Consider the following 26569-nt stretch of genomic DNA (forward strand, 5'->3'; position numbering starts at 1 on the left):
ATCACGGTCCGGCCGGACTCGCGGGAGGCTTCGATCCGGCCGGCGTCGATCCAGCGCCGAAGGGTGTCGGTGCTCACGCCCAGCAGTTCCGCCGCCTCAGCAATTCGGAAGGTGCTCACGCTCCAAGTGTGCCGCATCTGCGGCTGAAACACCCATCTGATGTCGCATGTGCGTCTCCGGCCCTGGTTGCGGCCTGCCTGGATCGCCCTGCGACGATAGGAGGGTGAGTCAGCAAGCAGGGCGGTACCAGCGCTCCGCCTCGGGCATGGTCGGAGCGATGATCGTGCTGCTCGCGATCATCGCCGTCTTCGTGGTGTTCCGGGCGGTCAACCGGACCGAGCCGGAGAGCGCCGTCCGGACCGTCGACTACCAGCCCGTCGTCGCGGCGGCTCGCGAACAGGTCGACTTCCCGCTGCTGGCGCCACCGGAGCTGCCCGCGGGTTGGCGCGCGACGGTCGCCGAGTTCACGGTCACCCCGCCGTCGTGGCACCTGCGCGTGCTGACCGAGGAGCAGCGCTACCTCGGTCTCGAGCAGTCGCGCTCGTCGGTCCGTGACATGGTCGCGACGTACGTCGACCGCGACGCGGTCCGCGGCGAGGCCGTCGACGTGGGCGGGGAGTCGTGGCGGACGTGGACCGACTCCGGCGGCGACACCGCACTGGTCAAGACGGACCGGGAGGTCACCACCCTGCTCGTCACGACCGGCGACGTAGACCTGCTGATGCGCTACCTCGGGCTGCTGCAGGAGCAGCCGGCTGCCCTGCAGTAGCGACGGGTCGGCGCGGTCCGCGGTGCAGTAGCGCCGGGTCGGCGGTCACTCGGTGGGGGTGTCGCGCTCCTCGATGGCGGCGTCGAGCCGGCGCCGGGCGCCGTCGAGCCAGGCCTGGCAGATCCGGGCGAGCTTCTCGCCGCGCTCCCAGAGCGCCAACGACTCCTCGAGGTCGGTCCCGCCGGCCTCGAGGCGCCGGACGACGTCCACCAGCTCCTCGCGGGCCTCCTCATAGCTGAGCCCCTCGGTCGGGTCCTCGGCCTCGGTGCTCTTGTCGCTCATGCCGTGCGCTCCTCGGAGTCGTCGTCGGGTGGGCCGGGGTCGGCCGGCGCGCCGGAGGGCTTCGCGGCCGGGTCGGGCAGGACCTCGCTGACGACCGCGGCGAACCGGCCGTCGTGCACGCGGACCGAGACCGGGTCGTCCCGCTCCACCTGGGCCGCTGCCGTCACGACGTGGCCGTCGCCGTCCTGCACGACCGCGTAGCCGCGCTCCAGCGTGGCCAGCGGGGACAGGCTGCGCACCCGTGCCAACCGGTGCTCCAGGTCCCCGTGCGAACGGTCGAGCTGGTGGCCGAGCGTGCGGCGTGCCCGGTCACGCAGCTCGAGAACCTGGCCCGTCTGGTCGGCCAGCCCGCGATGGGGGTCCGCCAGGCTGGGCCGCTGCCGGACCGCGTCCAGTCGGGACTGCTCCTGGTCGACCCAGCCGACGATCACGCGGCGGCCCTGCTCGCGGAGCGCGGCCACGCGCTGGGTCTCCTCGGCGACGTCGGGAACGACCAGCTTCGCCGCGTCGGTGGGGGTCGAGGCGCGATGGTCGGCCACCAGGTCCAGCAGGGGACTGTCCTGCTCGTGTCCGATCGCGGAGACCACCGGCGTTCTCGTGGTGTGCACGGCACGGACCAGGCCCTCGTCGGAGAACGGCAGCAGGTCCTCGACCGAGCCGCCGCCGCGGGCGACGACGATGACGTCGACCTCGTCGTCGCGGTCCAGCGAGGCAAGACCCTCCATCACCTCGCGGGCGGCGTTCTGGCCCTGCATCGCCGCGTAGCGGACCGCGAACCGGACCGCCGGCCACCTCCGGCGGGCGTTCTCGAGGACGTCGCGCTCGGCCGCGGAGTTGGGGGCCGTGACGAGACCGACCGTCCCGGGCAGGAACGGCAGCGACTTCTTCAGCTCCCGGACGAACAACCCTTCCGCCGCCAGCAGCTGCCGCCGGCGTTCCAGCCGGGCGAGCAGCTCCCCGAGCCCGACCATCCGGATCTCGGTCGCGTAGAGGCTGAACGTGCCGCGGTTCGCGTAGTACGACGGCTTGGCGAGGACGACCACGCTGGCTCCCTCGACCACCGGCGGGTTCAGCGAGTCGAACACCTGCCGGCTGCACGTCACCCGGACGGAGATGTCCGCGACGGAGTCGCGCAGCGTGAGGAAGACGGTGTTGGTGCCCTGCCTCCGGTTGAGCTGCGCGACCTGCCCCTCGACCCAGACCGCGCCGAGCCGGTCGATCCACCCGCCGATGGCGTTGGCGACCGTGCGCACCGCGACGGGCGCGGCGGGGGAGGTCTCCAGGGCCATGCGGCGAGGTTAGAGGGTGGTGCCGACGCCCGTACGATGGCAGGCATGACGACCGACATGGGCATGCCGCCGGTGCTGACCCCCGACGAGGCCGACAAGGCGGTGCTGCTCGCAGCTCCCCGGGGCTACTGCGCCGGTGTCGACCGGGCCGTCGTCACCGTCGAGAAGGCGCTCGACCTCTACGGCGCCCCGGTCTACGTCCGCAAGCAGATCGTGCACAACAAGCACGTCGTCTCCGACCTCGAGGCCCGCGGCGCGATCTTCGTCGAGGAGCTCGACGAGGTCCCGGAGGGCCAGACCGTCGTCTTCTCCGCGCACGGCGTCAGCCCCGCGGTGCACGACCAGGCCGCCGAGCGGCAGCTGAAGACCATCGACGCCACCTGCCCGCTGGTGACCAAGGTCCACCACGAGGCCCGTCGCTTCGCCTCCGACGACTACGACATCCTGCTGATCGGCCACGCCGGGCACGAGGAGGTCGAGGGCACCGCGGGCGAGGCGCCCGAGCACATCCAGCTGGTCGAGGGCCCCTGGGACGTCGACAAGATCGAGGTCCGCGACCCCGCCAAGGTCGCCTGGCTGTCGCAGACCACGCTCTCGGTCGACGAGACCCTGGAGACGGTCGCCGCGATCCGCGAGAAGTTCCCGCTGCTGCTCGACCCGCCCAGCGACGACATCTGCTACGCCACCCAGAACCGCCAGCTCGCGGTCAAGGAGATCGCCAAGGACGCCGACCTCGTGATCGTCGTCGGCTCCGGCAACTCCTCCAACTCCGTGCGCCTGGTCGAGGTGGCGCTCGAGGCCGGGGCCAAGGCCTCCTACCGCGTCGACGACGCCAGCGAGATCGACGAGGCCTGGCTCGACGGCGTGCGCACCGTCTCGGTAACCTCCGGCGCCAGCGTGCCCGAGGCACTGGTCGACGGCGTGCTGGAGTTCCTCGCCGAGCGCGGCTACCCCGACGCGAAGGCCGTGCAGACCGCCGAGGAGTCGCTCATCTTCGCCCTGCCCAAGGAGCTGCGCCGCGACCTCAAGGCCGCGGCCGCAGCCCAGGGCTGAGCCCGGGCCCCTGCCCGACCCCGCGGTACGCCGCCGGGCGGTCGTCCCGCATCAGCGGCTCCCGCTCGCACCGGTCGCCGTCGTGGCACGTCGGCGGCGCTCGCGGCGCACCATGGCGACGACCTGCGTGACCAGCAGCAGCCCGAGGACCACCGCGGCGGCGACGAGGTAGGGCGCGTAGGTGTTCTCCCGCTCGGGCTCGGTGGTCGGGTCCGAGGGCGGGGCCGGGTCCGTGGTGATCGGGTCGCCGGAGCCGGGCAGGACGAGCGCGCCGCCGGCCCAGGCGGCCGCGCCGCGGTCGGTGACCCGGTCGAGCAGCAGGTCGACGAGCGGTCCGACGTCGGCCTGCGCCTCCCGGGGCGCCCAGGCTCCCAGCAGCAGCAGGTCGCGGTCGCGGTGCCGCACGGCCTGGAGCGCGGCGAACGGCTCGTCCAGGGGCAGCGCGTCCAGCCCGCCGCCGGCCTCGAGCGCCACCGGTGCCTGCACGGCCAGGGTGTCCTGGTCGTCGGCGCCGACGAGGAGGCCGGGCCGGTCGTCGGCGAGCAGGTCGTCGGCGTCCACCAGCTCGATCGCGAGCGGCAGGCCGGCGAGGCGCTGGAGCGCGGCGACGAGCCGGGCGGCCCGCATCGTCTCCGTGACACGCGAGCGGCCGTCGGTCGCCACCCCGACGGGCAGCCTCCCGTTGAGGGCTGCGGGGAACCGGTCGAGCCCGGCGCGCGGGGTGGCGTCCGGCTCGTCCGGGGCGACCGGGGTGACGGTGCTGCGCGCACCGTCGAGCTCCACGGAGACCGGGAGCGTCGAGGTCGCCTCGGCGCAGCCGCCCGCCGGCGCCGCGGTGAGGGAGATCTCGAGCGTGCTGCCGGGGCCGACCCGGTCGGCCGGCACCGTGATGGGGAGGTCGAGCGTGCTCCCCTCGTCGGCTGCGAGGTCGCGGGACTCCAGCAGCACACCGTCGACCCGCACGTCCACCCGCGCGGTCGTGCCGTCGGCCACTGCCGTGCGGGACCCGACCAGCCGCACGTCGAGGTCGATCCCCGGGCCGCCGAGCAGGTCCCGGGGGAGCGGCACCTCCAGGACGGTGGTGCCCCAGCCGGCCAGGGTGGCGGCGGGCGTGCCGAGCTCGTCGAGGGTCAGGGGCTCGCCGCCCGTGGAGGTCGCCGGACCGCGCGCTGCAGCTGGCTCGCGCACGGCGTCGCGCACGACCTCGACCAGCTCGGGACCGGGTCCGCGCAGCGCGAGGGTCCACAGCCCGAACCGCTGCTCGATGCCGCGGCTGAGGGTCCCCCCGGGCTCGAGCCGCACGACCCGCTGGCCCGCACCGACGCGGGGCAGCACGGCGTCGGCGGTCGACATCGCGACGGGCACGTCCTCGCCGTACCTCCTGCTGAGCAGCGCGACCACCTGCAGGCCTGCCTCGAGCAGGTCGTCGCGAGCCGAGCCCGGCACCACGACGTCGACCCGGCTGACGGCCTCGCCGAGGAAGGCACGCTCGGTGCTGGGAGGCCGCTCCGTGCCGCCGTGGAGCAGGCGCAGGTCGGTGAGGGTGGCGGCCACGCCGGGCGGGGCGCACCCACCGGTCCACTGCAGGGTCACGGGGAGCCGCCCGTCCCGGTCGAGGTCCGAGCGGCGCACGACCGTGCGCAGCGGCTGCCTCGGCTGGGCGGGGAGGGTCGCGGCGACGCGGTCGCCGACCAGCACCTGGAGCCGTCCGGCGCCGGTCGGGGCGGGAACCCCCGGCTCGACGGCGGCCACGCGGACCGTGCCGACGAGCCGCCGAAGCACCACGCCCTCGGGCACCGGCACCAGCACGGTGCGGCGCTCGGCCTGCGTGGTCGACAGCGCGCCGGGCAGCCGTGCCTCGGCGGCGTACGCCGCCGCCGGCCCGCCCGGGAAGTCACCCGGTCCGGGCACCAGCCCGACGCCGACGACCAGTGCCGCCGCCGCGGCGACGAGGGCCGCGACGGGTCGGCTGCGTCGTGGGCGAGCGCCTCCGGCCGAGCCCCGGCGTGCGGACCGTCGATCGTCCGGCCGCGTGACGGCACCCTGCTCCACTGCTGCACCCCCCAGTGCTGGCGCCGGCCCGGTGCGCGACGTCCTCGGGTGAGAGAAGTACCCGTTGCGGGCTTAGGATCACACCCTTGTGGCGCGTTACCTGGATCTCCATCCCATCGACCCCCAGCCCCGGCTCGTGGGGCAGGTGGTCGCGGCCCTGCGCGACGACGACGCCCTGATCGCCTACCCGACCGACTCGGGCTACGCGCTGGGTTGTCGGGTGGGCAACCGCGACGGCCGAGACCGGATCCTGCGGATCCGCGGCCTCGACGACCGGCACCACTTCACCCTGGTCTGCGCCGACTTCGGCCAGCTCGGCCAGCTCGTGCACGTCGACAACGCCGCCTTCCGGGCGATCCGCTCCTGCACGCCCGGGCCCTACACCTTCATCCTCCCCGGCACCCCGGAGGTTCCGCGGCGACTGCTGCACCCGAAGAAGAAGACCGTCGGCGTGCGCATCCCCGACCACCCGGTCGTGGCCGCGATCCTCGCCGAGCTGGGGGAGCCGCTGCTCTCGAGCTCGCTGATCCTGCCCGGCGAGACCGAGCCGCGCACGATGGGCTGGGAGGTCAAGGAGGACCTCGACCACCAGGTCGACATCGTCCTCGAGGCCGGCGAGGTCCCGGCCGAGCCGACGACCGTCGTGGACTGGTCCGCCGGCGCCCCCGAGGTGCTGCGCCACGGTGCGGGAGACCCGTCTCGGTTTGAGTAGACGAGACGGGTGGGAGGAACGCCCTGTGACCTGGAACACCCGCGCCCGTACCCGCACGCTCGCCCCCGTCCTCCTGACTGCTGTCACCGCCTGCGCCGTCGCCGCCGTGCCGATGCAGGCGGCCTCGGCCTCCGACTCCTCGCCGACCACTTCCACGGTGACGGGCGCTGGGACAGGGGCTCAACCGGCGTTGACCGCCGAGAACCAGGCCGTGGTCGATGCCTTCGAAGAGCGTCTGCGGGCGGCGAGCGACGAGACCGCGGCTGCCGCGCAGGTCGGTTGGGAGGCGACCCGCACCGACGACTTCAGCGGCGAGGTGCTGACCTACACCACCGCCCTCGACCCGGTGGCCAAGGTCGCGCGGGAGCAGGCTCCGGCCGAGCTGGGGTCGGGAGTCACCCTGTTCGACCTCCGACGCTTCCGGGCGTTCGAGGACCTGCCTGCGCTGACCGACAAGGTCGACATTCGTCGCGTGCGCAGCGTGCTGCCGGACCAGCGGGTGTGGGTGCGTGACGAGTTCGAGCCTGACCGGTACAGCATCGAGCACCCCAGCCGCTTCCTGCTGCTGCTCGCCGGTGACCTGGGTGCCAGCGGGGTGGCGGCGATGGCCCGGACAGCCGAGGCCGAAGGACTCCCCCTGACCTCGACCAGCGCGCCCACCGAGACGGGTGGTGAGCAGCTGCGGCTCGAGGCCGGTGAGTCCGGTGAGGCGGGTCTGCTGGTCTTCACCTTCGACGCCGACGGCGCGCTGGTGTCCTACGAGGAGGAGTTCACGAGCCCGGCCGTCGACGGTGGGCGGGTGACGACGACCCTGACGCATACCTGGGAGTACGGCGACCAGCAGCTGGCCCTGCCCGAGAAGGGCACGAGCGTGCGCCAGGAACGCGTCGTCGACCTGCTGCGTGCCCAGTCACGTGCCGACGTGGCCGACGAGGTCATCCTGTTGGCCCTCGGCACGTCGAGCACCCCCCGGCAGCTGGTCCGGCGCGCTCGTGGCGGCGACGTCCCGACCTACACCCGGCTCACGGCGCGGGTCCTGCCCGGCCGCCTGGTCTCGCTGCGGTACCGCGACGCGGAAGCGGGGCTGACCCACACGATCCTGTTCCGGGTGGAGCGGGGCGAGGTCAGCATCGTGGACCGCACCACGGAGGCCTTCCAGCCCCTGTGGGTCGGCTGACCCCGGTCAGCCGACCTCCGGCACCGGGTCCTCGCCCGCCCGGCGCTCCTCGCCTCTACGTTCCACGGCCCGCAGGTCCACCGGCCTCGGGGCCGGCAGCTCCTCGTCGGTGACGGCGAGCTCGCTGAAGCGTCGCGCCGAGACCAGCACCCGCGAGTCCAGCGAGCCCATGGCGGCGTTGTAGGAGCCCACGGCGGCGTTGAGGCTGCGCCCGACCCGGTCGAGGTGGCCGTCGAGGGTCTGCAGCCGCCCGTGCAGCTCGCGTCCGAGCCGGTGGATCTCCTGCGCCTGGGCGGCGAGCGCCTCGTGCTGCCAGCCGTGGGCCACGGTGCGGAGCAGGGCGATGAGCGTCGTGGGGGAGGCGAGCACGACCTGGCGGGTGGCGGCGTGCTCGAGCAGGCCGGGATCGGCGTCGAGCGCGGCGGAGAGGAAGGACTCGGCGGGCACGAACAGCACGACGAACTCCGGTGTCGCCTCCAGCGCCCGCCAGTAGGCCTTCGACCCGAGCTGGTCGACGTGCGTGCGCACCTGGCGGGCGTGGCGCTGCAGGTGCTGGTCGCGCTCGGCGTCATCGCCGGCCGCCGTGGCGTCGAGGTAGGCGTCCAGCGGGACCTTGGCGTCCACGACCACGTCGCGCCCGCCCGCGAGGTGCACCACCAGGTCGGGCCGCAGCGCGCCCTGCTCCAGGCGAACCTGCTCGGAGAAGTCGCACCGGTCCACCAGGCCGGCGAGCTCGACGGTGCGCCGCAGGTGCAGCTCGCCCCAGCGCCCGCGCACCTGCGGGCGGCGCAGCGCGGTCGTGAGCTGGTGGGTCTCGCGCCGCAGGCCCTCGGCGCTGCGGCGTACGTCGTCGACCTGCTGGTGCAGCTGGCCCTGCCACGAGGACCGCGCGTGCTCGAGGTCGCGCAGGTGGTCGTGGAGTCGGTCCAGGCCCTCCAGCACGTCGTGCACCTCCGGGTCCACCGCGGAGGCCGGGCGCCGCAGCACGCCGAGGGCCAGCCCCAGCGCGAGGCCGAGGCCGATCCCGACGAGCAGCACCAGGAGGAGCGCGAGGGTGGTGGAGAGGCTCATGGCGCCATGGTGGCGGCGGCCACCGACAACGGCGCCCGCGCGGCTCCCGTGCGTGTCGCGACGACCGCGGGGAGGCGCAGTCGGGTCAGTCGGCCAGGTCGACGACCACCGGCGCGTGGTCCGAGGGGTTGCCGGTGCCCTGGGCCGGGTCGCGCTCGTCGCGGTCGACGAAGGCGCCGGTCACCCGCGCGGCGACCTCCGGCGACCCGAGCACGAAGTCGATCTTCAGGCCCCGGTCGCGCTCGAAGCGCTGCCGGTAGTAGTCCCAGTAGGTGTAGCCCGGTGCGTGCTCGCGGGTGACCTCGGCCCAGCCGTCGTCGAGGAAGCGCTGGAACGCCTCCCGCTCGGGCGGCGTGACATGGGTGCTGTTCCTGAACTGGCTGACGTCGAAGACGTCGTCGTCGGTCGGGCAGATGTTCCAGTCGCCGACCATCGCCGTCGGGGTGCCCAGCCAGTCGCCGGCGGCCTCGCGCAGCCGCGCCAGCCAGTCGAGCTTGTAGACGTAGTGCGGGTCGGCCGGCTTGCGGCCGTTGGGGACGTACAGGCTCCACACCCGTACGCCGCCGCAGACCGCCCCCAGCGCCCGGGCCTCCGCGGCGACCGGCTCGCCGTACCCCGGCATCCCGGGGAAGCCCACCGTGACGTCGTCGAGGCCGACCCGGCTCACGATCGCCACACCGTTCCACTGGTCGTGCCCGACGGCCGCGACGTCGTACCCGCGCGACTGCAGCCCCATCAGCGGGAGCTGGTCCTCGCGGGCCTTGGTCTCCTGCAGGGCCAGGACGTCGACCTCGTGCCGGTCGAGGAAGGCCTCCACGCGGTCGATGCGGGTGCGGAGGGAGTTGACGTTCCAGGTGGCCAGGCGCACTGGCTCATCTTCCTGCATTGCAGAAAGGTGGTGCGGCCGGGCCCTTCCTGGCCGGGGACGCAGCGGGTTGGACTGCACGGCACACCGACCCTGGAGGGAACACACCCATGAAGCACCGCACCACCGGCGCCCTGGTCGCGGCCACCGCCGCCCTGGCCGCCACCGCCTCGATGCTCGGCTCCACGACCGCGAGCGCCGCCACCGAGGACAGCGCCCCCACCTACCAGCAGTTCAAGGCCGAGACCTTCGTCGACAGCGACCGCCAGTACATCGTCAACGGCGACGAGCCGGTGATGAGCGACGGCGGGCTGCGCCAGTTCTACGACGACCTGGTGCGCGACAAGCACACCGGCCGGAAGATCGACGACGGCCTCGTGGTCAACACCGTCAGCGGCCGCGACGACAAGTGGAGCCAGGCGCAGGTCGGCAACCTGACCTACTGCGTGTCCACGAAGTTCGGCTCCGACTACACCCGCACCGTGCAGGCGATGGCCGACGGTGCGGCGCAGTGGGAGGCCGCCTCGTCGGCGATCGACTTCGTCCACGTGCCCAGCCAGGACAGCAGCTGCTCGACGCGCAACAACAGCGTGCTCTTCTCCGTCGAGCCGGTGCGCACCTCGCAGTACATCGCACGCGCGTTCTTCCCCAGCACCCCGAAGCGCTCGCGCAACGTGCTGGTCGACGACTCGATCTGGACCTCCGGGTCCTGGACGCCGTCCAACATCATGGCCCACGAGCTCGGGCACACCCTGGGCTTCCGCCACGAGCACACGCGGCCCGAGTCCGGCACCTGCTTCGAGGACAACAACTGGCGTCCGCTGACCGCCTACGACTCGGCCTCGATCATGCACTACCCGCAGTGCAACGGGTCCTCGGACGACCTGAGCATGACCGCGACCGACCGCCAGGGCGCGGCGGCGCTGTACGGCGCGTGAGGCCCTGCTCTTGAGGGGCTGACCGAGCCGGCGTACGCCGGCCTGTGATTGGGAGGGCCACGGGCGCGAGACCTAGACTCGCCGCCCGTGGCCCTCACCATCGGCATCGTCGGACTGCCCAACGCCGGCAAGTCCACCCTCTTCAACGCCCTGACCAAGAACGACGTGCTCGCGGCGAACTACCCGTTCGCCACCATCGAGCCCAACGTCGGCGTGGTCGGCGTGCCGGACCCCCGGCTCCCGGTGCTGGCCGAGATCTTCGGCTCCGAGCGGCAGCTCCCGGCGACCGTGGAGTTCGTCGACATCGCCGGCATCGTCCGCGGCGCCTCCCAGGGCGAGGGCCTGGGCAACAAGTTCCTCGCCCACATCCGCGAGTCCGCGGCGATCTGCCAGGTGACCCGGGTCTTCCGCGACGAGGACGTCACCCACGTCGACGGCGAGGTCAACCCCGCCAACGACATCTCGACCATCCAGACCGAGCTGATCTTCGCCGACCTCGAGACCGTGGACCGAGCGATCGCCCGCCTGGAGAAGGAGTCGCGCAAGGTCAAGGACCTCGTGGCCAACCTCGACGCGGCCCGCGAGGCCAAGGAGGCGCTGGAGTCGGGCACCCCGATCATCAGCACCTCGATCGACCGCTCCCTGCTGCGCGAGCTGTCGCTGCTGACGGCCAAGCCGTTCATCTACGTCTTCAACTGCGACTCCGACGAGCTGGCCGACGAGGAGCTCAAGGCCCGGATGCGCGAGATCGTCGCGCCCGCCGAGGCGATCTTCCTCGACGCCAAGTTCGAGTCCGAGCTGGTCGAGCTCGACGACGAGGAGGCCGCGGAGTTCCTGGCCGAGGCCGGTGTCACCGAGCCCGGACTGGAGGTGCTGGCCCGCGTCGGGTTCGCCACGCTGGGCCTGCAGACCTACCTCACCGCCGGCCCCAAGGAGTCGCGCGCCTGGACCATCAAGCAGGGCGCCACCGCCCCGCAGGCCGCCGGCGTGATCCACACCGACTTCGAGAAGGGCTTCATCAAGGCCGAGGTCGTCTCCTTCGACGACCTCGTCGCCGCGGGCTCGATGGCCAAGGCCAAGGAGGCCGGCAAGGTCCGCATGGAGGGCAAGGACTACGTCATGGCCGACGGCGACGTGGTGGAGTTCCGATTCTCTGCAACAGGTTCTGGCAACAAGTGAGCCCGACCGCTAGGCAGGCCCTTGGGTCGCGCGGAGAACTGGTTGTCGCCAAGAACGTCACCTGTCCCGGTTGCAAGACCGCCAGTCGGACACTGCGTGTGCTGCCCGCCAACTTCAAGTGCGCTGATGTCGTCTGCGACTTCTGCGGCTACCTCGCGCAGGTAAAAACGAAGACCGCACGCGGCTCCCAAGTCGATGTCGTGCAGTCCGTGGGCCGGGTCATGCGACGAGCCCCCGGCAAAGAACTCGGATACATCGTGCTGCCCATCGTCGTGCCCTCCGGCCAAGCACCCGAGGAAGCCCTGAGGGACAACCAGAAGTACAAGGTCGTCTGGCAGGTCCTCCAGGCACTGCGGTCCCACGACGACCGCTTCCACGCGATGATCAACCAGATCGAGCTGAACAAGACACAGGACATCCGCGCGATCATCCTGCGCATGAAGCGTGCCCACGGGCACCTGGCCAGCGTGATCCGGATGATGGAGGAGGGGTCGGACTGCGAGTCGGTCCTGACCCAGCTCGCGGCGGTCAACAAGGCGATCGCGCGCAGCGGCTTCGCCATCGTGGCCACCGGGCTGCAGGACTGCATGGCCGACGGCACCCCGGCCGAGGAGGACCTGAAGAAGATGGAGAAGCTTTTCCTCTCCCTCGCGTGACCTCGAGGCGGGGTGTGGCGTTGGTCACTACGTGTCCGACCTCCGCCGCCACCGCTCGCGCCGAGTCGCAGGGCTGACCGCCGCGGTCGCGCTGCCGCTGTCCCTCGCCACCACCCTGCTCCCGGCCCCCGGAGCCGCTGCGCCCACCCCCGAGCGTCGCCTGCCGCCGGCCGGGATGGAGTACGTCGCACTCGGCGACTCCTGGACCGCCGACGTCGTCATCCTCAACCGCGACGGGGTGCCCGACACCACCCACGCACCCATCGACTGCGCCCAGTCGCACCGCAACTACCCCAAGATCCTCGCCGAGGCCCTCAGCGTCGGGGAGTTCCGCGACGCCTCGTGCGGCTCGGCCACGACCGACGACTTCTACGAGCCGCAGACGGGTCTCCCGCTGGGCGGCACCAACCCGCCGCAGTTCGACCGGCTCAGCCCCACCACCGACCTGGTCACCGTCGGCATCGGCGGCAACGACGCCGGGGTCGCCAGTGCGGGCCTGGACTGCCTGGGTCTGATCCCCGTGGACAACCCGATCACCGACTCCGGTGCCGGCCTGCCGTTCGGCGGGTGCAAGGCGAAGTACACCGCCGACGGCTACGACCAGATCGGCCGCAACATCCGGCAGTCGACCAAGAAGCTCGTACGCGCCTTCCGCACCATCCACGACATCTCGCCCGGTGCACGCATCCTGGCCATCGACTACATCGACGTCGTGCCCGACCACGGGTGCTACCCCACGGTCCCGGCCTCCGACGAGGACATGGCCTGGATCTCCCAGAAGTTCCGTCAGCTCAACAAGATGGTCAAGCGCGCGGCCCGCCGCGGCGGCGCGGAGTACGTCAACACCTACCGCCGTACGCCGGAGGGCGTCGACCTGTGCGGTGACCCCAACGTCCGCTGGGCCGAGGTCTACGGTCCCTCGGCCAACGACCCGGCGATGGGCGTCCCGGCCCACCCCAACGCGGCCGGCGCCCGCGGTCAGGCCGCCGCGATCCTCGACCACCTCCGCCAGCGGGACCCCGACATCTTCGACTGACCGGCCACCGCCTCGGAGCGGCCCTGCCCCCACAATGGGAGCGTGACGAACCGACTCGCCGCCGTCCCCGCCGATCGGCTGCACCTGGTGCTGATGCTGGTGCTCACCTTCACGACCGGCATCGTGGACGCGGTGGGCTTCCTGGGCCTGGACCGGGTCTTCACCGGCAACATGACCGGCAACGTCGTGATCCTCGGCATGGCGGTCGTCGGCGCCGAGGACCTGCCGGTGGTCGGCCCGGTGCTGGCGCTGGTCGGCTTCATGGCGGGGGCCGCGCTGGGTGGCCGGGTGCTCAAGCGCGCCGCCGGCAAGTGGACCGGCCTGACCACCGCGCTCTTCCTCACCGTCGGACTGGTCTGCCTGGGGCTCGCCGTGGTGCTGCTGGTGGTCGGGGACCACCCCGACCCCGCGGTGGGGCTGCCGGTCACGACGCTGCTCGGTGCGGCGATGGGGCTCCAGGCCGCCACCGCGCGCTTCGTCGCGGTCAAGGACGTCACCACCGTGGTCGTCACCTCCACGATCACCGGCCTGGCCGCCGACTCCCGCCTGGGCTCGGGGAAGTCGCGCACCGACGGGGGTGGCTCGGGACGTCGCTTCCTGGCCGTGGTGCTGATCCTGGCCGGCGCGGCCGTCGGTGCCGCGCTGCTGAAGATCCACGTCGGCGCGGGGCTCATGCTCGCCGCGGTGCTCATCCTGGCGGCCACGCTGGTGGGCTCCACGCACGGGCGGCTGCACATTTCACAACCCTGAAACGAACGTGCCAGTGCGTGAAACGCGCCCTGGATACGTTGCGGCGAACCCGAGACCACACCCGGAGGGAACGCCATGTCCATCACCCCCCGCTCGCGCTCGATGCGCGGGCTCGCCGCGGTATCCGCGGCCCTCGTCCTGAGCCTCTCGGCCTGCGGGTCCGACGACGGCGAGATCGCCGGGACCGGATCCGACGGGGAGGCGTCGTACGGCGAGATCTCCATGCAGTACTCCTGGATCAAGAACGAGGAGTTCGCCGGGGAGTTCTACGCCTACGAGAACGGCTACTACGACGAGGCCGGCTTCGACGAGGTGTTCGGCATCTCCGGCCCCGACACCGGTGTGGCCAAGCTGCTCAGCGGCACGGTCCAGGTCGCGCTCTCCGACGCAGCGTCCGTGGGCGCCGCGATCGCCGAGCAGGACGCCCCGCTGAAGATCATCGCCGCGACCTTCCAGAAGAACCCCTTCACGATCCTTTCGCTGGCCGACGGCGCCGACATCGCGACGCCCGAGGACCTGGTCGGCAAGAAGATCGGCGTGCAGGACTCCAACGCCAGCGTCTTCGCCGCGATCCTCAACGCCAACGGCATCGACCCCGACGACGTCGAGGTCGTGCCCGTGGACTTCGACCCCACCCCGCTGATGGAGGGCGAGGTCGACGGCTTCATGGCCTACCTCACCAACGAGGCCATCACGGTCGAGAACGCCGGCTTCGACATCACGAACCTGCCGTACGCCGACAACGGCGTGCCCTACGTCGCGGAGACCTACACCGTCACCGACCAGTACCTCGCCGAGAACCCCGACCTCCTCGAGGCGCTGCTCGTCGCGGAGATCAAGGGCTGGAGCGACACCTTCACCGAGCCCACCGACGACACCGTCGCGCTCGTCATGAAGTACTACGACCAGGCGGCCTCGGAGAACGAGGAGGGCCTCGAGGCGGTCTTCGGCGCCCTCGACCCGGCCAAGACGGCCCAGGGCCTGGCGGCGCAGGCGGACCTGATCTCCACTCCCGACACCGAGGCCAACGGCCTGTTCACGATCACCGACGAGCTCAAGCAGCAGACCGTCGACTCGCTGGCCGCGGCCGGCTGGGAGGTCAGCGTCGACGAGCTCTTCGACACCACGATCATCGACGGCATCTACGAGGAGTACCCCGAGCTCCTGGACTACCTCGACTGATCGACCACCGATGACCGCTGAGCACACACCCGGTGCCGGTGCCGCCCGTCGGGGCGGCACCGGCATCCAGGTCGACGGACTGGGCAAGACCTTCAAGGTCGGCGCGGGCAGGAGCGTGACCGCGCTGGAGGACGCGCACCTGCACACCGAGCAGGGGTCGTTCCTGGCGCTGCTGGGGCCCTCGGGCTGCGGCAAGTCGACGATCCTGCGGGTGCTGGCCGGGCTCGAGGAGCCCACCAGCGGCCAGGCCCTGGTCGACGGGCGCACCCCCGCGGAGCTGCGCAAGGACAGCGAGCTCGGCATCGCCTTCCAGGACCACGCGCTGCTGCCGTGGCGCAGCGTCGTGAAGAACATCGCGCTGCCCTTCGAGGTCGCCGGCCGCCCGGTCGACAAGGAGTACGTCGCCGAGCTGATCGCCCTGGTGGGGCTCACCGGCTTCGAGAACGCCAAGCCCGCCCAGCTCTCCGGCGGTATGCGGCAGCGGGTCTCGATCGCCCGCGCGCTGGCGCTCAAGCCGTCGGTGCTGCTGCTCGACGAGCCCTTCGGTGCCCTCGACGACATGACCCGGCAGAACCTCAACCTGGAGCTGCTGCGGATCTGGACCGAGAAGCCGGCGACCACGCTGCTGGTCACCCACGGCGTCTCCGAGGCGATCTTCCTCTCCGACCAGGTCGCGGTGATGAGCCCGCGCCCGGGCCGGATCAAGGAGGTCATCGACATCGACCTCCCGCGTCCGCGCACGCCGGAGATGATGCGGACCCCGGAGTTCCACCACTTCGTGGACCGGGCCTCCGAGCTGCTCTTCGGCGCCGACGGCCGCGCGGCGGCCGAGGCCTGAGGGCGGGGGAGGGATGGGCGAGCGTCGGATCCCCGGCTGGCTCTCCGGCGTCATCGGCGTCGGGGTGCTGCTGGCGGCGTGGTGGCTCTTCGCACTGGCCTTCCGCCCCGACACCGGGACCTACACGCCGGTGCCGTCACCGGGCGCCGTGCTGGGCCAGCTGGTCGAGGACGGCTTCTCGGCGTACTGGGGCTCCTTCCGGGTCACCATCACCGAGGCCGCCTGGGGCTTCCTGTGGGGCAACCTGGGGGCGCTGCTGCTCGCGGCGACCGTCCTGCTCGCGCCGCGGCTGGAGCCGATCATCGTGCAGGTCGCGGTCGTGTCGTACTGCCTGCCGCTGGTGGCGGTCGGCGGCATCTCGATCGTGGTGCTGGGCGGGGCGACCCGGCCCGGGGACCCGTCGACGACGGCGATCTTCCTGGCCGCGCTCGCGGTCTTCTTCACCACCGTGGTCGGCGCGCTGCTGGGCTTCAAGGCCGCCGACCGGGCCAGCCTCGACGTGATCCGCGTCTTCGGCGGCGGGAGGTTCACCCAGCTGCGCAAGGTGCGCCTGGTCGCCGCGCTCCCGGGCATCCTCAACGCGCTGCAGATCGCGGTGCCCACGGCGTTCCTCGGGGCGGTGCTGGGGGAGTACATGGGCGCCACCGACCGCAGCGTCGGCATCCTGCTGATCCGGTTGCAGGGCAACCTCGACTCCGAGCGGGTGTGGGCGGTGTTCCTGCTGTGCGCGCTGGTCGCGATGGCCGGGTACGGCGCGCTCGGGCTGGTCTCGCGCCTGATCACGCCCTGGGTCTCCGGACGGAGCACGCCATGAGCGGCGGGACCGGCCCCGCGGTCGCGACGGGGAGCGTCGCCGGCACGTCGCGTGCCGTGCTGACCGCTGTGGGCAAGGGCCTGCTCAACGCCGCGATCACCGTCGGCATCGTGCTGGCCGCGTGGCAGGCCCTGATCATGAGCGGCAAGATCTCGCCGTACGTCGCCAAGGGCCCGCTCGACGTGTGGCGCTTCCTCTTCGTCACCGACCCCGACGCCCGGGCGACCGCGGAGGAGCGCCGCGAGCTGCTCTTCGACCTGGCGGCCGTGTCGCTGAAGGACGCAGCGATCGGCTTCGTCGTCGGCATGGCGATCGCGATCGTGCTGGCGGTGCTGTTCACGCTGTCGAAGACCGTCGAGGCGGGCGTGATGCCGCTGGCGCTGCTGTTGCGCTCGATCCCACTGGTCTCGATCGCACCGGTGATCATCCTGCTCACCGGTCGCGGCACCACCGCCTCGGTCGCGGTGATCGGCTCGATCGTGGTGCTGTTCCCCGCGCTGGCGTCGGTGCTCTTCGGGCTCTCACGAGCCAACAAGGAGAGCCTGGACCTGGTGCGCGTCTACGGCGGCGGCAACCTCGCGGCGCTGCTGAAGGTCGCCATCCCGGGCGCCCTGCCCTCGCTCTTCGCCGCGGCGCGCGTCTCGGTGCCGGGCGCGGTCACCGGGGCGCTGCTGGCCGAGTGGCTCTCGACCGGCAAGGGGGTGGGCGGTCAGATCGTGAAGTTCAACGCGGCCGCCCAGTTCGACAACCTGTGGGCCTCGGTCGCGATCATCACCCTGGTCACGCTGCTGCTCTACAACCTCGTGCAGCTGGCCGAGACCGTCGTGCTCGCCCGGATGGGGATGAGCCAGTCCCAGCTGTGATGGGGCACCCTGTGCTGTCGGTCGGCCAGTCGGTCAGCACGTCTCGGGAGCACGTCATGGGGGTGGGAGCGTGAGGGAGCGTCGCCGCCTCATCGCGATCGGCTTCTACCTCGTCAGCTCGATCCTGTGCGTGCTGCTCATCGCCGGCCACGGCCCGTGGGCGGGTCAGACGCTCTGGGAGATCTCGCTCAGCCACGGGCTCAACACCGGCGACCTGCCGGTCCTCGCGCTGTGGGGCGCCTCGCTGTGGATGTGCTGGCTGCTCTGGCGCGACGCCTGAGCGCCTCGCCGGTCGAGAGGTCTCGAGGCTCGGCCGTGGGGCGTCGCTGGTCGAGGTGCGACGAGCGCCAGCGAGGAGCCTCGAGACCCCGGTCGGGATGTCGCTGGTCGAAGGGGTCTCGAGGCTCGGCCGTGGGCCGGCCTCGCACCTCGACCAGCGGTGGGGCTAGTAGTGCGTGCGGTCCGCCTTGGCCAGCCACGCGTCGAACGGCGCGAACGAGCCGGCGAGGCTGAGCGCCCCGACGGGGGTCTCCCACTGCTCGCGCGGGGTGTCGAAGAGGTCGTAGAACGCCCGGTCGTCGAAGCCGCCCCGCGCGGCGTCGTCCCGGTCGGCGGCGAAGGCGACCCTGTCGAGGCGTGCCCACAGCGCGGAGGCCAGGCACAGCGGGCAGGGCTCGCAGGAGGTGTAGAGGACGCAGCCGGCCAGCGAGAAGTCGCGGATCTCCCGGCACGCGGCACGGATCGCGACGACCTCGGCGTGCGCGGTGGGGTCGAGGTCACGGGTGACCCGGTTCTGCCCGGTGGCGAGCACCTCGCCGTCGCGCACCACGAGCGCCCCGAACGGTCCGCCGCCGGCCGCGACGTTGGCGACCGCCAGGTCGACGGCCTGTTGCAGGAAGTCCTCGTGGGTCTGCAGGGTGCGGGTCAGGGGATCGGGCACGGGTCCTCCTCGGACGTCAGGAGCCGCCAGACCCGGTCGCGGCTCATCGGGAGCTCGCGGGGGCGGCGGCCGGTGGCGTCGCGGACGGCGTTGGCCACGGCGGGGGCGACGGGGTTGTAGGGGGCCTCGCTCATCGACTTCGCGCCGAGCGGCCCGACCGGGTCGACGGTGTCGGCGAAGAGCACCTCGGTGTGCGGCACCTGCCCGATCTGGGGCACGCGGTAGTCGCGGAACGTGCGGGTCGTAACCACACCGTCCTCGAGCCGCACCTCCTCCTGCAGTGCGGACCCGAAGCCCTGGGCCACACCGCCCTCGACCTGGCCGCGCAGCTGCTCGGGGTTGAGCACGACCCCGGCGTCGGCGGCGTGCACGCTGCGCAGCACCCGCACCTCGCCGGTCGGCGGGTGCACCGCCACCCGGACGCCGTGCACATTGAAGGCCACCGAGCGCGGGGTGCCGTGGTGCTCGCCGGTGCCGACCAGCGGGCGCCGGGTCTCCCCGGCGTCGAGGCGACGGGCGAGGTCCTGCGCCGCGGCGTGGACCGCTCCGCCCGCGACGACGGACCCGGTGGAGCCGTAGGCCCCGGTGTCGTACGCCGCTGCGTCGGTGTCGCCGCCGCGGACCCGGATCCGGGCCGGGTCGACGCGGTCCCCGAGGGCCGTGGCGACCAGCTGCACGTGGACCGTGGCGGACCCGTTGCCGAACTCCGCGCTCCCGACCCCGACCTCGACCGACCCGTCCTCGGTCAGCGTCACGGTGGCGGTGCTGTGGTGCCCGCGCGGCGGGATGGTCGCGATCATGGCGGCGGCCAGCCCCTCGCCGACCAGCCACCCCGGACCCGGCGGCCCGTCCTCGGTGGCGGCCAGCGCCCGCTCGACGAGGTCCAGGCACTGGGGCAGCCCGTCGGTGGCGTGCACGATGTCGTCGACGGCCGGTCCGTTGACGACCAGCTCGTCGCCGGGCACGACCGCGTTGCGGCGCCTGATCTCCGCGGCGCTGAGGCCGACCTCGCGGGCCAGGTCGTCCAGCGCGGACTCGATCGCGAAGATCACCTGTCCCAGGCCGTAGCCGCGGAACGCCCCGGCCGGGACGGTGTGGGTGTACACCGCCTCGGCGTCGACGCGCTTGTTGGCGCAGCGGTAGAGCGCGACCGACTCGTGGCAGCCGTGGAAGAGGACGCCGACGGCGTGGTTGCCGTAGGCGCCGGTGTCGCTGAGCACGTCGAGCCGCATCGCGGTCAGCACCCCGTCGTCGTCGGCCCCGAGCTCCACCTCGACCCGGAACGGGTGCCGACCCGGCACCAGCGTGAACTGCTGCTCCCGGGTCAGCTCCCACTGCACCGGCCGGTGCACGCCGCGCTCGGCCAACCGGAGCACCGCCAGCGCCACGAGGTCCTCGACGAGCATCTCCTGCTTGCCGCCGAAGCCGCCGCCGACCCGACCGGTCGTCACCCGCACCTGCGACGGCTCCAGCTCGAGCACGTGCGCGAGCTCGTCGCGCACCAGGAACGGCACCTGGCTCGACGAGCGCACCACCAGCCGCCCACCCTCGGCCAGCGGCGCGTCCAGCCAGGCCCGCGCCGCATGGGTCTCCATCGCGGCCTGGTTGACCCGGGCCGTGCGCCAGGTCCCGTGCACGCGGTGGGTGGCGGCCGCGAGCCCAGCGGCTACGTCGCCGACCTCGCCGTGCGTCTGGGCGACCACGTTGCGACCCGGCTCGCTGATGCGGGACGTGACGGGGTCCTTCTCCCCGTGCACGAGCGGTGCACCGGCCGCGCGGGCGGACTCGGGGTCGTGGACGGCCGGCCTGACGTCGTACTCCACGTGGAGGAGGCGGAGAGCGGCCTCGGCGATGGCGGGGGAGTCGGCGACCACGGCGGCCACGCGCTGCCCGGCGAAGCGGACCACGTCGTCGAGGACGCGGGTGTCGTCGGGGTCGTCGAGCCGGCTGTCGTGGCGCGCGGTCGAGAACAGCACACCGGGGTCGTCGCGATGGGTCAGCACCAGGTGCACCCCGGGCAGCGCCTCCGCCGCCGCGGTGTCGATGCGCGTGATCGCCGCGTGGCTGTGCGGGCTCTGCAGCACGGCGAGGTGCAGCGTCTCGGTGGCGGGGTCGTCGGCGGGCAGGTCGAGCGTGTACGCCGCCCGGCCGGTCACCACGTCGACCGCGGCCGGCGGGCGGGTCGACTCCCCGATGGCCGTCTCCGGTGGTCTCGACGCCCGCTCGTCGCTGGCGCTCCTCGCTGCTCGACCACCTGGGGCGACCTCGGCCGACTGCTGGGCGATCGCGTCGCGGATGCTGCGGTACCCGGTGCAGCGGCACAGGTTGCCCTTGAGGTCGCGATCGCTGCAGGCACCTGTGGAGGCCGTGACCACGAAACCGGCGGTGCAGAAGCCGCACTGGAAGCCCTGCGCCTCGAGGAAGGCCCGTTGGGTGGGGTGCAGGTCGTCCGGGGAGCCGAGCCCGGCGAGCGTGGTGACCTCGGCGTCGGCAGCGCGGACCGCGGGCACCAGGCAGGACTGCCGCGGCTGCCCATCGACGAGCACGGTGCAGGCGCCGCAGTCGCCGGCGTCGCAGCCCTTCTTCACGTCCAGGTGGCCGGCGGCGCGCAGGTAGGTACGCAGGCACTGACCGGGGGCCGGCGGAGTGTCGGTGGGGGAGCCGTTGACGATCATCCGAGCTCCTCGCGGACCTCGGCGAGGCAGCGGGCGGTCTGTGCCACCCGCCAGTCGCGCGCACCGTGGGCGTCCTCGTGCCAGCAGTCGATCGCCTCGACGCCCTGACCGTCGGCGAGCACGACCGGTCGGGTGGTGGAGCCGGTGACGGTGACCCGGACGCCGTCGGCCGTGCGCAGCCCGATGACGACTCCGGCGGAGCGGCCGAGGTCGGCCAGCGAGAAGCGGCGGTGGGCGACGGGCGCGGCCAGGGACGCGGCGGGGACGTCGAAGCAGCGCACGACCTCGCCGGAGGTGAGCGACGTGGCCGCGTTGCCGACCACGAGGTCCGCGACGGCGACGAGCCGCTCGTCGCCGTCGGGGGTCCACACGACGGCCGTCGCGTCGAGCCCGGCCAGCAGCGAGGTCATCGCGCCGGCCGGCAGCCCGAGGCAGACGTTGCCGCCGACGGTGGCGACCGCCTGCACCTTGGGAGACATCAGCAGTGCGTCGGCGCACCACGCGAAGAGGCCGCCGCGCTCACGCAGCACCGCGACCGGACAGGTCGCGGCGATCCGCAGCGAGCCGTCGGGCAGCTGCTCGAGGTCCGGCCAGCCCAGCGTGGTGAGGTCGACGAGGCCGGTGGTGGCCGGCTGCGGCTCGGAGAAGAGCCAGGTGCCGCCGGCGAGCAGGGTCTCGCCGACACCGAGGAGCAGGTCCTCGCGCCGGCGCGCGAGCCGGTGGGAGGAGACGGTCGTGAGGTCCATCAGCCGCCCTCCACCTCGGCCATCCGCTCGTAGGCGCGGCTGATCGCGCGGACCCGCTGCTGCGCGGGGTCGCCGAGGGTGGCCAGCACCCCGTCGGCCAGCACGCTGACCAGGCTCATCGCCGCGGCGTAGGAGTCGAAGGCCAGCGCGCTGGAGACCGGGCACTCCAGCCACAGCGTGGCCGTGCGGGCGTGCTCGATCGCGGTGGGGTCCGCGACCAGCACCACGTCGGCCCCGCTGGCCGCGGCCTCGCGCAGCACGTCGCCGAAGCCGGCCGGGCGGCGCCGGAAGCCGACCACGACCACGGCGTCCCCGGGCCCCACGTCGGCGAGCTCCTCGCCGACGACCTGACCGGGCAGCGGCGCGAGCCGCACGTCGCCGCGGGCGTGGGCCAGCTGCTGGCGCAGGTGCAGCGCCACGGGGTGGCTGTTGCGCCAGCCCACGACGGTCACCCGTCGGGCGGCGGCCAGCAGCGCGACGACCTGCGGGACGACGGGGTGCTCGACCGCGTGGCGTACGACCTCGGCCTCGCGGGCCAGGTGCGTGGGCAGGTCGCCCCAGCCACCGCCGTCGCGGCTACGGGGCTCACCGGTGGAGGTGCGCAGGGTGCGCAGGTGCTCGCGGACCTCGTCGAAGTCGGCGAAGCCCAACGACCGGAAGAGCCTGCTCATCGTCGCCTTGGAGACCCCGGCCAGCTGGGCGAGCTCGGCCGCGCGGTAGGTCGCGAGGTCGTCGAGGTGCTCGAGCAGGGTCGCGGCGGCCTTGCGCTCCTGGGGGGAGAGGTCCATCCGGGTGGCGGCGATCCGCTCCTCGATGCGCAGCTCGGTCATGTCGGGCGAGGTCGGGACGCTCATGCCGGGCTCGATCGCAGGTCGCGGGCGGCGTACGTCGCGGCGGTGGCGCGCACGGCGGCCTCGAACGCGTCCAGGCCGACCTCGACGTCCTCGAGCAGCACCGCCTCGTCGGGGTGGTGGCTGATGCCGTCGTGGCAGCGCAGGAAGAGCATGCCGATGTCGGTGATCCGCGCCATCGCCATGGCGTCGTGCCCGGCGCGGCTCCACAGGCCCAGCGGGTCCTGCTGTCCCGTGGACCCGATGCCGGCGACGACGGCGTCGGTGAGCCACGGCGCGCACGGGGCGGCGGGGGCGCGGTGCCGCTCCTGGGCCTCGAAGCGCAGCCCGCGGGCCTCGCACATCTCCTCGAGCCGCCGCTCCATCCGCGCCCACATCGCGTCGCGCGCCTCGTCGGTGGCCGCGCGCAGGTCGAGGCTGAGGTCGGCGCGACCGGGGATCACGTTGACCGCGCCCGGCTGCACCTCGATGCGGCCGACGGTCGCGATGCAGCCGTCGTGCTCGTCGGCGTCCCCGGACGCGCGCGCCATCCGCTCGATCTCGGTGATCACCTCGGCGGCGCCGACGAGGGCGTCGCGACGGCGGGCGTACGGCGTGCCGCCGGCGTGCCGGGCCTCGCCCACCACCGAGAGGCGGAACCGCCGTGCCCCCGCGATCGTCGTGACGTAGCCCAGCGGCTCGTCGCGGGCCTCGAGGTAGGGGCCCTGCTCGATGTGTGCCTCGAGGTAGCCGACGAGCTCGTGCGGCTGCCGCGCCGCCTCGTGGACCCGGCGTGGGTCGAGACCGAAGTCGAGGAACGCCTGGTGCAGCGTCACCCCGTCGCGGTCGCGCAGGTCCCACCAGTCCTCGAGCCAGTGCCCGGCGACGGCCTGGGAGCCGAGCAGCGCGGTGCCGAAGCGCGAGCCCTCCTCGTCGCTGAAGCCGATCAGCTCCAGGGCGAAGGGGAGCTCGACGTCGTGCAGCCGCTGGGCCACGGCGATCGCCATGACGACCCCCAGCATCCCGTCGTAGGAGCCGGCGTCGGGGACGGTGTCGAGGTGGGAGCCGAGGAGCAGCGCGGGCAGTCCGGGTTCGCGGCCCTCGCGTCGGCCGCACACGTTGCCGGCGGCGTCGACCCAGGTGCGCAGACCGGCGTCGGCCATCCAGCCGGCGACCACCTCGTTGGCCTGGGCGTGCTGGCGGGTCAGGTGGGTGCGCTCGAGGTGGACCGGGTGGGCGGAGTAGCGGGCGAGCTCGTGGCAGCGGTCCAGCACCAGGGCCGCGTCGCTGGAGGTCCCGCCGCTCACGCGTAGACCTCCGACGCAGCGCCCGTGCCGCCACCGGCGGTGACCGGCACGCCCGCGGCGCGCAGCACCGCCTCGAGCGCGGCGAGGGTGGCGAGCACGGCGTCGCGGCGGGCGTTCCAGCCCATCGTGCCGATCCGCCAGACCCTGCCGTGCAAAGGGCCGAAGGAGGTGCCGATCTCGATGCCGAAGTCCTCCAGCATCGCCGCGCGGGCTGCGTCCCCGTCGACGCCGTCGGGGATGTGCACGGCCACGACGTTGGTCATCTTGTGCTCGACGTCGCCGAAGACCTCCAGGCCCAGGCCGCGCACGCCCTCGAGCATCGCGGTGCCGTGCAGCCGGTGCCGCTCGATCGCCTGGTCCAGGCCCTCCTCGAGCAGCACCTGCGCGCAGGCGCGGGCGCCGTAGAGCATCGTCGTGGCCTCGGTGTGGTGGTTGAGCCGGCGCGGGCCCCAGTAGTCCATGATCTGCGCGAGGTCGAGGTAGTTCGATGCGATCCGGGTGCCGCGCGGCCGGTCGTCGTCGGTGCGCAGCCCGGCCTCGACGTGCTTGCGGCCCTCGATCACCTCCACCGCGCGCGGCCCGATGGTGATCGGGGCGGATCCGGACGGCCCGCCGAGGCACTTCTGCAGCCCGGCGCTGGCCACGTCGATGCCCCAGGCGTCGGTCTCGAACGGGTTGCCCCCGAGGCTGGCGGTGGCATCGACGTAGAGCAGCACCCCCTCGCGGCGGCAGATCTCCCCGATGCCCGCGAGCGGCTGGCACATGGTGGTCGAGGTGTCGCCCTGCACGGCCGCGACCAGGCGCGGTCGCACCCGGCGTACGGCGTCCTCGACCGTCTCGTCGGGCACGACCTCGCCCCACGGCACCTCGACGGTGTGCACCTCCGCGCCGCAGCGCTCGGCGATCTCGACCAGCAGGTGGCCGAAGCGTCCGAAGACCGGTACGAGCACCCGGTCGCCCGGCTCGAGCAGGCTGACCAGCGCGGCCTCGATGCCGGCGCGGGAGGTGCCGTCGACGAGCAGCGTGTGCTCGTTGTCGGTGCGGAAGACCTTGCGGTAGAGCGCCATCGTCTCGTTCATCGCCGCGGTCATCGACGGGTCGAACTGGCCGACCAGCTGCATCGACATCGCCTGCAGCACCCGGGGGTGGGCGTTGATCGGGCCGGGGCCCATCAGCAGCCGCGGCGGCATCGGTGGGCTCAGACGTGGTGGTGTGGGCATGCTGCTGCCTCCCGAGTGAGCAGACGGCCGGCGGTCGGCTCCTCGCCGCGCAGCCAGGTGTGGGTGACCGAGCCGGCGAGCCGGCGGCCGTCGTAGGCGCTGATCGGGTGCCGGTGGGCGAGGTCGGCGGCGCGCACGTCGAGGGGTGCGGCGGTGTCGAGGACGGTGAGGTCGGCATCGGCACCGACCGCGATCCGACCCTTGTGCGCCAGCCCGACGAGGTCGGCTGTGGCGGTGGCCATCCACCGGCTGACCTGCTCGAGGCCGATGCCGCGGGCGGCGGCCTCGTCGGCGACGGCCGTGAAGCCGACCTGGAGCCCCGAGATGCCACCCCAGGCCTGCTGCAGGTCGCCGTCACCGCGCCCCTTCTCCTCCGGGGTGGAGGGGGAGTGGTCGGAGACGACGCAGTCGATGACGCCCTCGACCAGCGCGTCCCACAGGGCGTCGCGGTTGCCGCGGTCGCGGATCGGCGGGCAGCACTTGAACTGCGGGGCGGCGTCGGGCAGGTCCTCGGCGCTGAAGCAGAGGTAGTGCGGGCAGGTCTCGACGGTCACGGGCAGGCCCTCGGCGCGGGCGTCGGCGAGCAGGTCGAGGGCGCGGGCGCTGGAGAGGTGCAGCACGTGCACGCGGCATCCGGTCGCGCGGGCACCGTCGAGCAGCCGGCGGATCGCGTCGGTCTCGGCGTGGTCGGGGCGGGAGAGCAGGAAGTCGGCGTACGCGCGGCTCGGCGGGTGGGGCGCCTCGTCGAGCACCCGGGCGTCCTCGGCGTGCACGATCGTCAGCCCGTCGAAGCCGGCGATCTCGGCCAACGCGGCGTCGAGCTCGTCGGGGCTCAGGGGCGGGAACTCGTCGACGCCCGACGGGGCGAGGAAGCACTTGAACCCGAAGACACCGGCCTCCCACAGCGGCCGCAGGTCGGCGAGGTTGCCGGGCACGGCGCCGCCCCAGAAGCCCACGTCCACGCGCGCCTTCTCGGCCGCCACCTGCTGCTTGAGGCGGAGGTGGTCGACGGTGGTGGTGGGCGGGACGGAGTTCAGTGGCATGTCGACGATCGTGGTGACGCCGCCGCGGGCGGCGGCCGTCGTCGCCGTCGCGAACCCCTCCCACTCGGTGCGACCGGGCTCGTTGACGTGCACGTGGGTGTCGACGACACCGGGCAGCAGTCGGGCGGTGTCGGGCAGGTCCACCGCGTCGGGGGCGTCGCGCCCGTCGTCGTACGCCGCCACCTCGGTGATCCGGCCGTCGGCGACGCGCACCGTGGCGGGACGGAGGGCACCGTCGACCAGGACGTGGCGGGCGCGCACGGCCGTGAGGGACCGCGCCAC

27 protein-coding genes are annotated in these 26569 nt (G+C 73.1%); 14 read left to right on the plus strand and 13 right to left on the minus strand.

Annotated features, from left to right (window positions below):
* On the minus strand, positions 1–137 hold a 137-nt coding region (locus Q1V71_RS16795), incomplete at its 3' end, for an excisionase family DNA-binding protein (protein WP_300645380.1).
* Between the two features lie 86 nt (positions 138–223).
* On the opposite strand from Q1V71_RS16795, the gene Q1V71_RS16800 reads away from it, so the two are divergent.
* Positions 224–769, plus strand: coding sequence for a DUF4245 domain-containing protein (locus tag Q1V71_RS16800; RefSeq protein ID WP_300645280.1), 546 nt, complete (start codon positions 224–226; stop codon positions 767–769).
* A gap of 45 nt (positions 770–814) precedes the next feature.
* Here the strand turns inward: Q1V71_RS16800 and Q1V71_RS16805 are convergent, their stop codons facing one another.
* Entirely contained in the window at positions 815–1051 is a 237-nt protein-coding gene (locus tag Q1V71_RS16805) for an exodeoxyribonuclease VII small subunit (RefSeq protein WP_300645282.1), read from the minus strand.
* Positions 1048–2340, minus strand: a complete 1293-nt coding sequence (gene xseA, locus Q1V71_RS16810) for an exodeoxyribonuclease VII large subunit (RefSeq protein ID WP_300645283.1) — start codon at positions 2338–2340, stop codon at positions 1048–1050. Before xseA ends, Q1V71_RS16805 begins: the two co-directional genes overlap by 4 nt.
* Before the next feature lie 45 nt (positions 2341–2385).
* Here xseA and Q1V71_RS16815 point away from each other — a divergent pair, with 45 nt between their 5' ends.
* Positions 2386–3393 (plus strand): 4-hydroxy-3-methylbut-2-enyl diphosphate reductase, encoded by a 1008-nt coding sequence (locus Q1V71_RS16815; protein ID WP_300645284.1) that lies wholly within the window; start codon positions 2386–2388, stop codon positions 3391–3393.
* Between the two features lie 51 nt (positions 3394–3444).
* Here Q1V71_RS16815 and Q1V71_RS16820 read toward each other — a convergent pair whose 3' ends face one another.
* Positions 3445–5445 carry a hypothetical protein gene (locus Q1V71_RS16820; protein WP_300645285.1) on the minus strand — a complete coding sequence of 667 codons (2001 nt, stop codon included), beginning with the start codon at positions 5443–5445 and terminating at the stop codon, positions 3445–3447.
* Between the two features lie 88 nt (positions 5446–5533).
* On the opposite strand from Q1V71_RS16820, the gene Q1V71_RS16825 reads away from it, so the two are divergent.
* On the plus strand, positions 5534–6157 hold the full coding sequence (locus Q1V71_RS16825) for an L-threonylcarbamoyladenylate synthase (RefSeq protein ID WP_300645287.1): 624 nt from the start codon (positions 5534–5536) through the stop codon (positions 6155–6157).
* Positions 6158–6182: 25 nt separating this feature from the next.
* The gene (locus Q1V71_RS16830) at positions 6183–7334 is read left to right on the plus strand and encodes a hypothetical protein (RefSeq protein ID WP_300645289.1); all 1152 of its coding nucleotides are present in this window, start codon (positions 6183–6185) and stop codon (positions 7332–7334) included.
* Positions 7335–7340: 6 nt separating this feature from the next.
* Here Q1V71_RS16830 and Q1V71_RS16835 read toward each other — a convergent pair whose 3' ends face one another.
* Positions 7341–8405: a DNA recombination protein RmuC gene (locus Q1V71_RS16835; protein WP_300645291.1), complete on the minus strand. Its 1065-nt coding sequence runs from the start codon at positions 8403–8405 to the stop codon at positions 7341–7343.
* Between the two features lie 85 nt (positions 8406–8490).
* Positions 8491–9291: an exodeoxyribonuclease III gene (locus Q1V71_RS16840; RefSeq protein ID WP_367280157.1), complete on the minus strand. Its 801-nt coding sequence runs from the start codon at positions 9289–9291 to the stop codon at positions 8491–8493.
* An 89-nt stretch (positions 9292–9380) separates the two neighbouring features.
* Between Q1V71_RS16840 and Q1V71_RS16845 the strand changes: the two genes are divergently transcribed.
* From Q1V71_RS16845 to Q1V71_RS16890, 10 genes are all read left to right on the plus strand, one after another.
* Positions 9381–10208, plus strand: a complete 828-nt coding sequence (locus Q1V71_RS16845; protein ID WP_300645292.1) for a M57 family metalloprotease — start codon at positions 9381–9383, stop codon at positions 10206–10208.
* Between the two features lie 87 nt (positions 10209–10295).
* Positions 10296–11387 (plus strand): redox-regulated ATPase YchF, encoded by a 1092-nt coding sequence (ychF, locus tag Q1V71_RS16850; protein ID WP_300645293.1) that lies wholly within the window; start codon positions 10296–10298, stop codon positions 11385–11387.
* 392 nt (positions 11388–11779) lie between these two features.
* Entirely contained in the window at positions 11780–12043 is a 264-nt protein-coding gene (locus tag Q1V71_RS16855) for a metal-sensitive transcriptional regulator (protein ID WP_300645383.1), read from the plus strand.
* Between the two features lie 31 nt (positions 12044–12074).
* Complete coding sequence (locus Q1V71_RS16860; protein ID WP_300645295.1) at positions 12075–13079, plus strand: SGNH/GDSL hydrolase family protein; 1005 nt, start codon at positions 12075–12077, stop codon at positions 13077–13079.
* A gap of 42 nt (positions 13080–13121) precedes the next feature.
* Positions 13122–13829, plus strand: coding sequence for a YoaK family protein (locus Q1V71_RS16865; protein ID WP_292607207.1), 708 nt, complete (start codon positions 13122–13124; stop codon positions 13827–13829).
* A 75-nt stretch (positions 13830–13904) separates the two neighbouring features.
* The gene (locus Q1V71_RS16870; RefSeq protein ID WP_300645296.1) at positions 13905–15011 is read left to right on the plus strand and encodes an ABC transporter substrate-binding protein; all 1107 of its coding nucleotides are present in this window, start codon (positions 13905–13907) and stop codon (positions 15009–15011) included.
* 10 nt (positions 15012–15021) lie between these two features.
* Positions 15022–15849 carry an ABC transporter ATP-binding protein gene (locus tag Q1V71_RS16875; protein WP_300645298.1) on the plus strand — a complete coding sequence of 276 codons (828 nt, stop codon included), beginning with the start codon at positions 15022–15024 and terminating at the stop codon, positions 15847–15849.
* A 13-nt stretch (positions 15850–15862) separates the two neighbouring features.
* The gene (locus Q1V71_RS16880; RefSeq protein WP_300645300.1) at positions 15863–16663 is read left to right on the plus strand and encodes an ABC transporter permease; all 801 of its coding nucleotides are present in this window, start codon (positions 15863–15865) and stop codon (positions 16661–16663) included.
* Positions 16660–17526, plus strand: coding sequence for an ABC transporter permease (locus tag Q1V71_RS16885; RefSeq protein ID WP_300645303.1), 867 nt, complete (start codon positions 16660–16662; stop codon positions 17524–17526). The genes Q1V71_RS16880 and Q1V71_RS16885 overlap by 4 nt, the downstream gene beginning before the upstream one ends.
* A 70-nt stretch (positions 17527–17596) precedes the next feature.
* Positions 17597–17806, plus strand: coding sequence for a hypothetical protein (locus Q1V71_RS16890; RefSeq protein ID WP_292607219.1), 210 nt, complete (start codon positions 17597–17599; stop codon positions 17804–17806).
* Positions 17807–17971: 165 nt separating this feature from the next.
* Here Q1V71_RS16890 and Q1V71_RS16895 read toward each other — a convergent pair whose 3' ends face one another.
* From Q1V71_RS16895 to allB, 7 genes are read right to left on the minus strand one after another with little or no spacing between them, the layout of a single operon-like run.
* On the minus strand, positions 17972–18466 hold the full coding sequence (locus tag Q1V71_RS16895; protein WP_300645305.1) for a nucleoside deaminase: 495 nt from the start codon (positions 18464–18466) through the stop codon (positions 17972–17974).
* A complete protein-coding gene (locus Q1V71_RS16900) occupies positions 18451–21141 on the minus strand; it encodes a molybdopterin cofactor-binding domain-containing protein (RefSeq protein ID WP_300645306.1) in 2691 nt (896 codons plus the stop codon). The genes Q1V71_RS16895 and Q1V71_RS16900 overlap by 16 nt, the downstream gene beginning before the upstream one ends.
* The gene (locus tag Q1V71_RS16905; protein ID WP_300645308.1) at positions 21138–21887 is read right to left on the minus strand and encodes an FAD binding domain-containing protein; all 750 of its coding nucleotides are present in this window, start codon (positions 21885–21887) and stop codon (positions 21138–21140) included. Before Q1V71_RS16905 ends, Q1V71_RS16900 begins: the two co-directional genes overlap by 4 nt.
* Positions 21887–22741, minus strand: a complete 855-nt coding sequence (locus tag Q1V71_RS16910) for a MurR/RpiR family transcriptional regulator (protein WP_300645310.1) — start codon at positions 22739–22741, stop codon at positions 21887–21889. Before Q1V71_RS16910 ends, Q1V71_RS16905 begins: the two co-directional genes overlap by 1 nt.
* Positions 22738–24024 (minus strand): allantoate amidohydrolase, encoded by a 1287-nt coding sequence (locus tag Q1V71_RS16915; protein WP_300645311.1) that lies wholly within the window; start codon positions 24022–24024, stop codon positions 22738–22740. The genes Q1V71_RS16910 and Q1V71_RS16915 overlap by 4 nt, the downstream gene beginning before the upstream one ends.
* Entirely contained in the window at positions 24021–25244 is a 1224-nt protein-coding gene (locus tag Q1V71_RS16920) for an alanine--glyoxylate aminotransferase family protein (protein ID WP_300645313.1), read from the minus strand. The genes Q1V71_RS16915 and Q1V71_RS16920 overlap by 4 nt, the downstream gene beginning before the upstream one ends.
* A complete protein-coding gene (gene allB, locus Q1V71_RS16925) occupies positions 25223–26569 on the minus strand; it encodes an allantoinase AllB (protein WP_300645314.1) in 1347 nt (448 codons plus the stop codon). The genes Q1V71_RS16920 and allB overlap by 22 nt, the downstream gene beginning before the upstream one ends.

The organism is Nocardioides sp. (assembly GCF_030149505.1).
Lineage (GTDB): Bacteria > Actinomycetota > Actinomycetes > Propionibacteriales > Nocardioidaceae > Nocardioides.

What these genes read in the sequence shown, in the direction of transcription:
- Q1V71_RS16815 (WP_300645284.1), top strand. Translation starts at nt 2,386, where the DNA reads ATGACGACCGACATGGGCATGCCGCCGGTGCTGACCCCCGACGAGGCC.
- Q1V71_RS16805 (WP_300645282.1), bottom strand. Translation starts at nt 1,051, where the DNA reads ATGAGCGACAAGAGCACCGAGGCCGAGGACCCGACCGAGGGGCTCAGC.
- Q1V71_RS16845 (WP_300645292.1), top strand. Translation starts at nt 9,381, where the DNA reads ATGAAGCACCGCACCACCGGCGCCCTGGTCGCGGCCACCGCCGCCCTG.
- Q1V71_RS16885 (WP_300645303.1), top strand. Translation starts at nt 16,660, where the DNA reads ATGAGCGGCGGGACCGGCCCCGCGGTCGCGACGGGGAGCGTCGCCGGC.
- Q1V71_RS16870 (WP_300645296.1), top strand. Translation starts at nt 13,905, where the DNA reads ATGTCCATCACCCCCCGCTCGCGCTCGATGCGCGGGCTCGCCGCGGTA.
- Q1V71_RS16835 (WP_300645291.1), bottom strand. Translation starts at nt 8,405, where the DNA reads ATGAGCCTCTCCACCACCCTCGCGCTCCTCCTGGTGCTGCTCGTCGGG.
- Q1V71_RS16920 (WP_300645313.1), bottom strand. Translation starts at nt 25,244, where the DNA reads ATGCCCACACCACCACGTCTGAGCCCACCGATGCCGCCGCGGCTGCTG.
- Q1V71_RS16880 (WP_300645300.1), top strand. Translation starts at nt 15,863, where the DNA reads ATGGGCGAGCGTCGGATCCCCGGCTGGCTCTCCGGCGTCATCGGCGTC.
- Q1V71_RS16840 (WP_367280157.1), bottom strand. Translation starts at nt 9,291, where the DNA reads ATGCAGGAAGATGAGCCAGTGCGCCTGGCCACCTGGAACGTCAACTCC.
- Q1V71_RS16905 (WP_300645308.1), bottom strand. Translation starts at nt 21,887, where the DNA reads ATGGACCTCACGACCGTCTCCTCCCACCGGCTCGCGCGCCGGCGCGAG.
- Q1V71_RS16910 (WP_300645310.1), bottom strand. Translation starts at nt 22,741, where the DNA reads ATGAGCGTCCCGACCTCGCCCGACATGACCGAGCTGCGCATCGAGGAG.
- xseA (WP_300645283.1), bottom strand. Translation starts at nt 2,340, where the DNA reads ATGGCCCTGGAGACCTCCCCCGCCGCGCCCGTCGCGGTGCGCACGGTC.
- Q1V71_RS16900 (WP_300645306.1), bottom strand. Translation starts at nt 21,141, where the DNA reads ATGATCGTCAACGGCTCCCCCACCGACACTCCGCCGGCCCCCGGTCAG.
- Q1V71_RS16875 (WP_300645298.1), top strand. Translation starts at nt 15,022, where the DNA reads ATGACCGCTGAGCACACACCCGGTGCCGGTGCCGCCCGTCGGGGCGGC.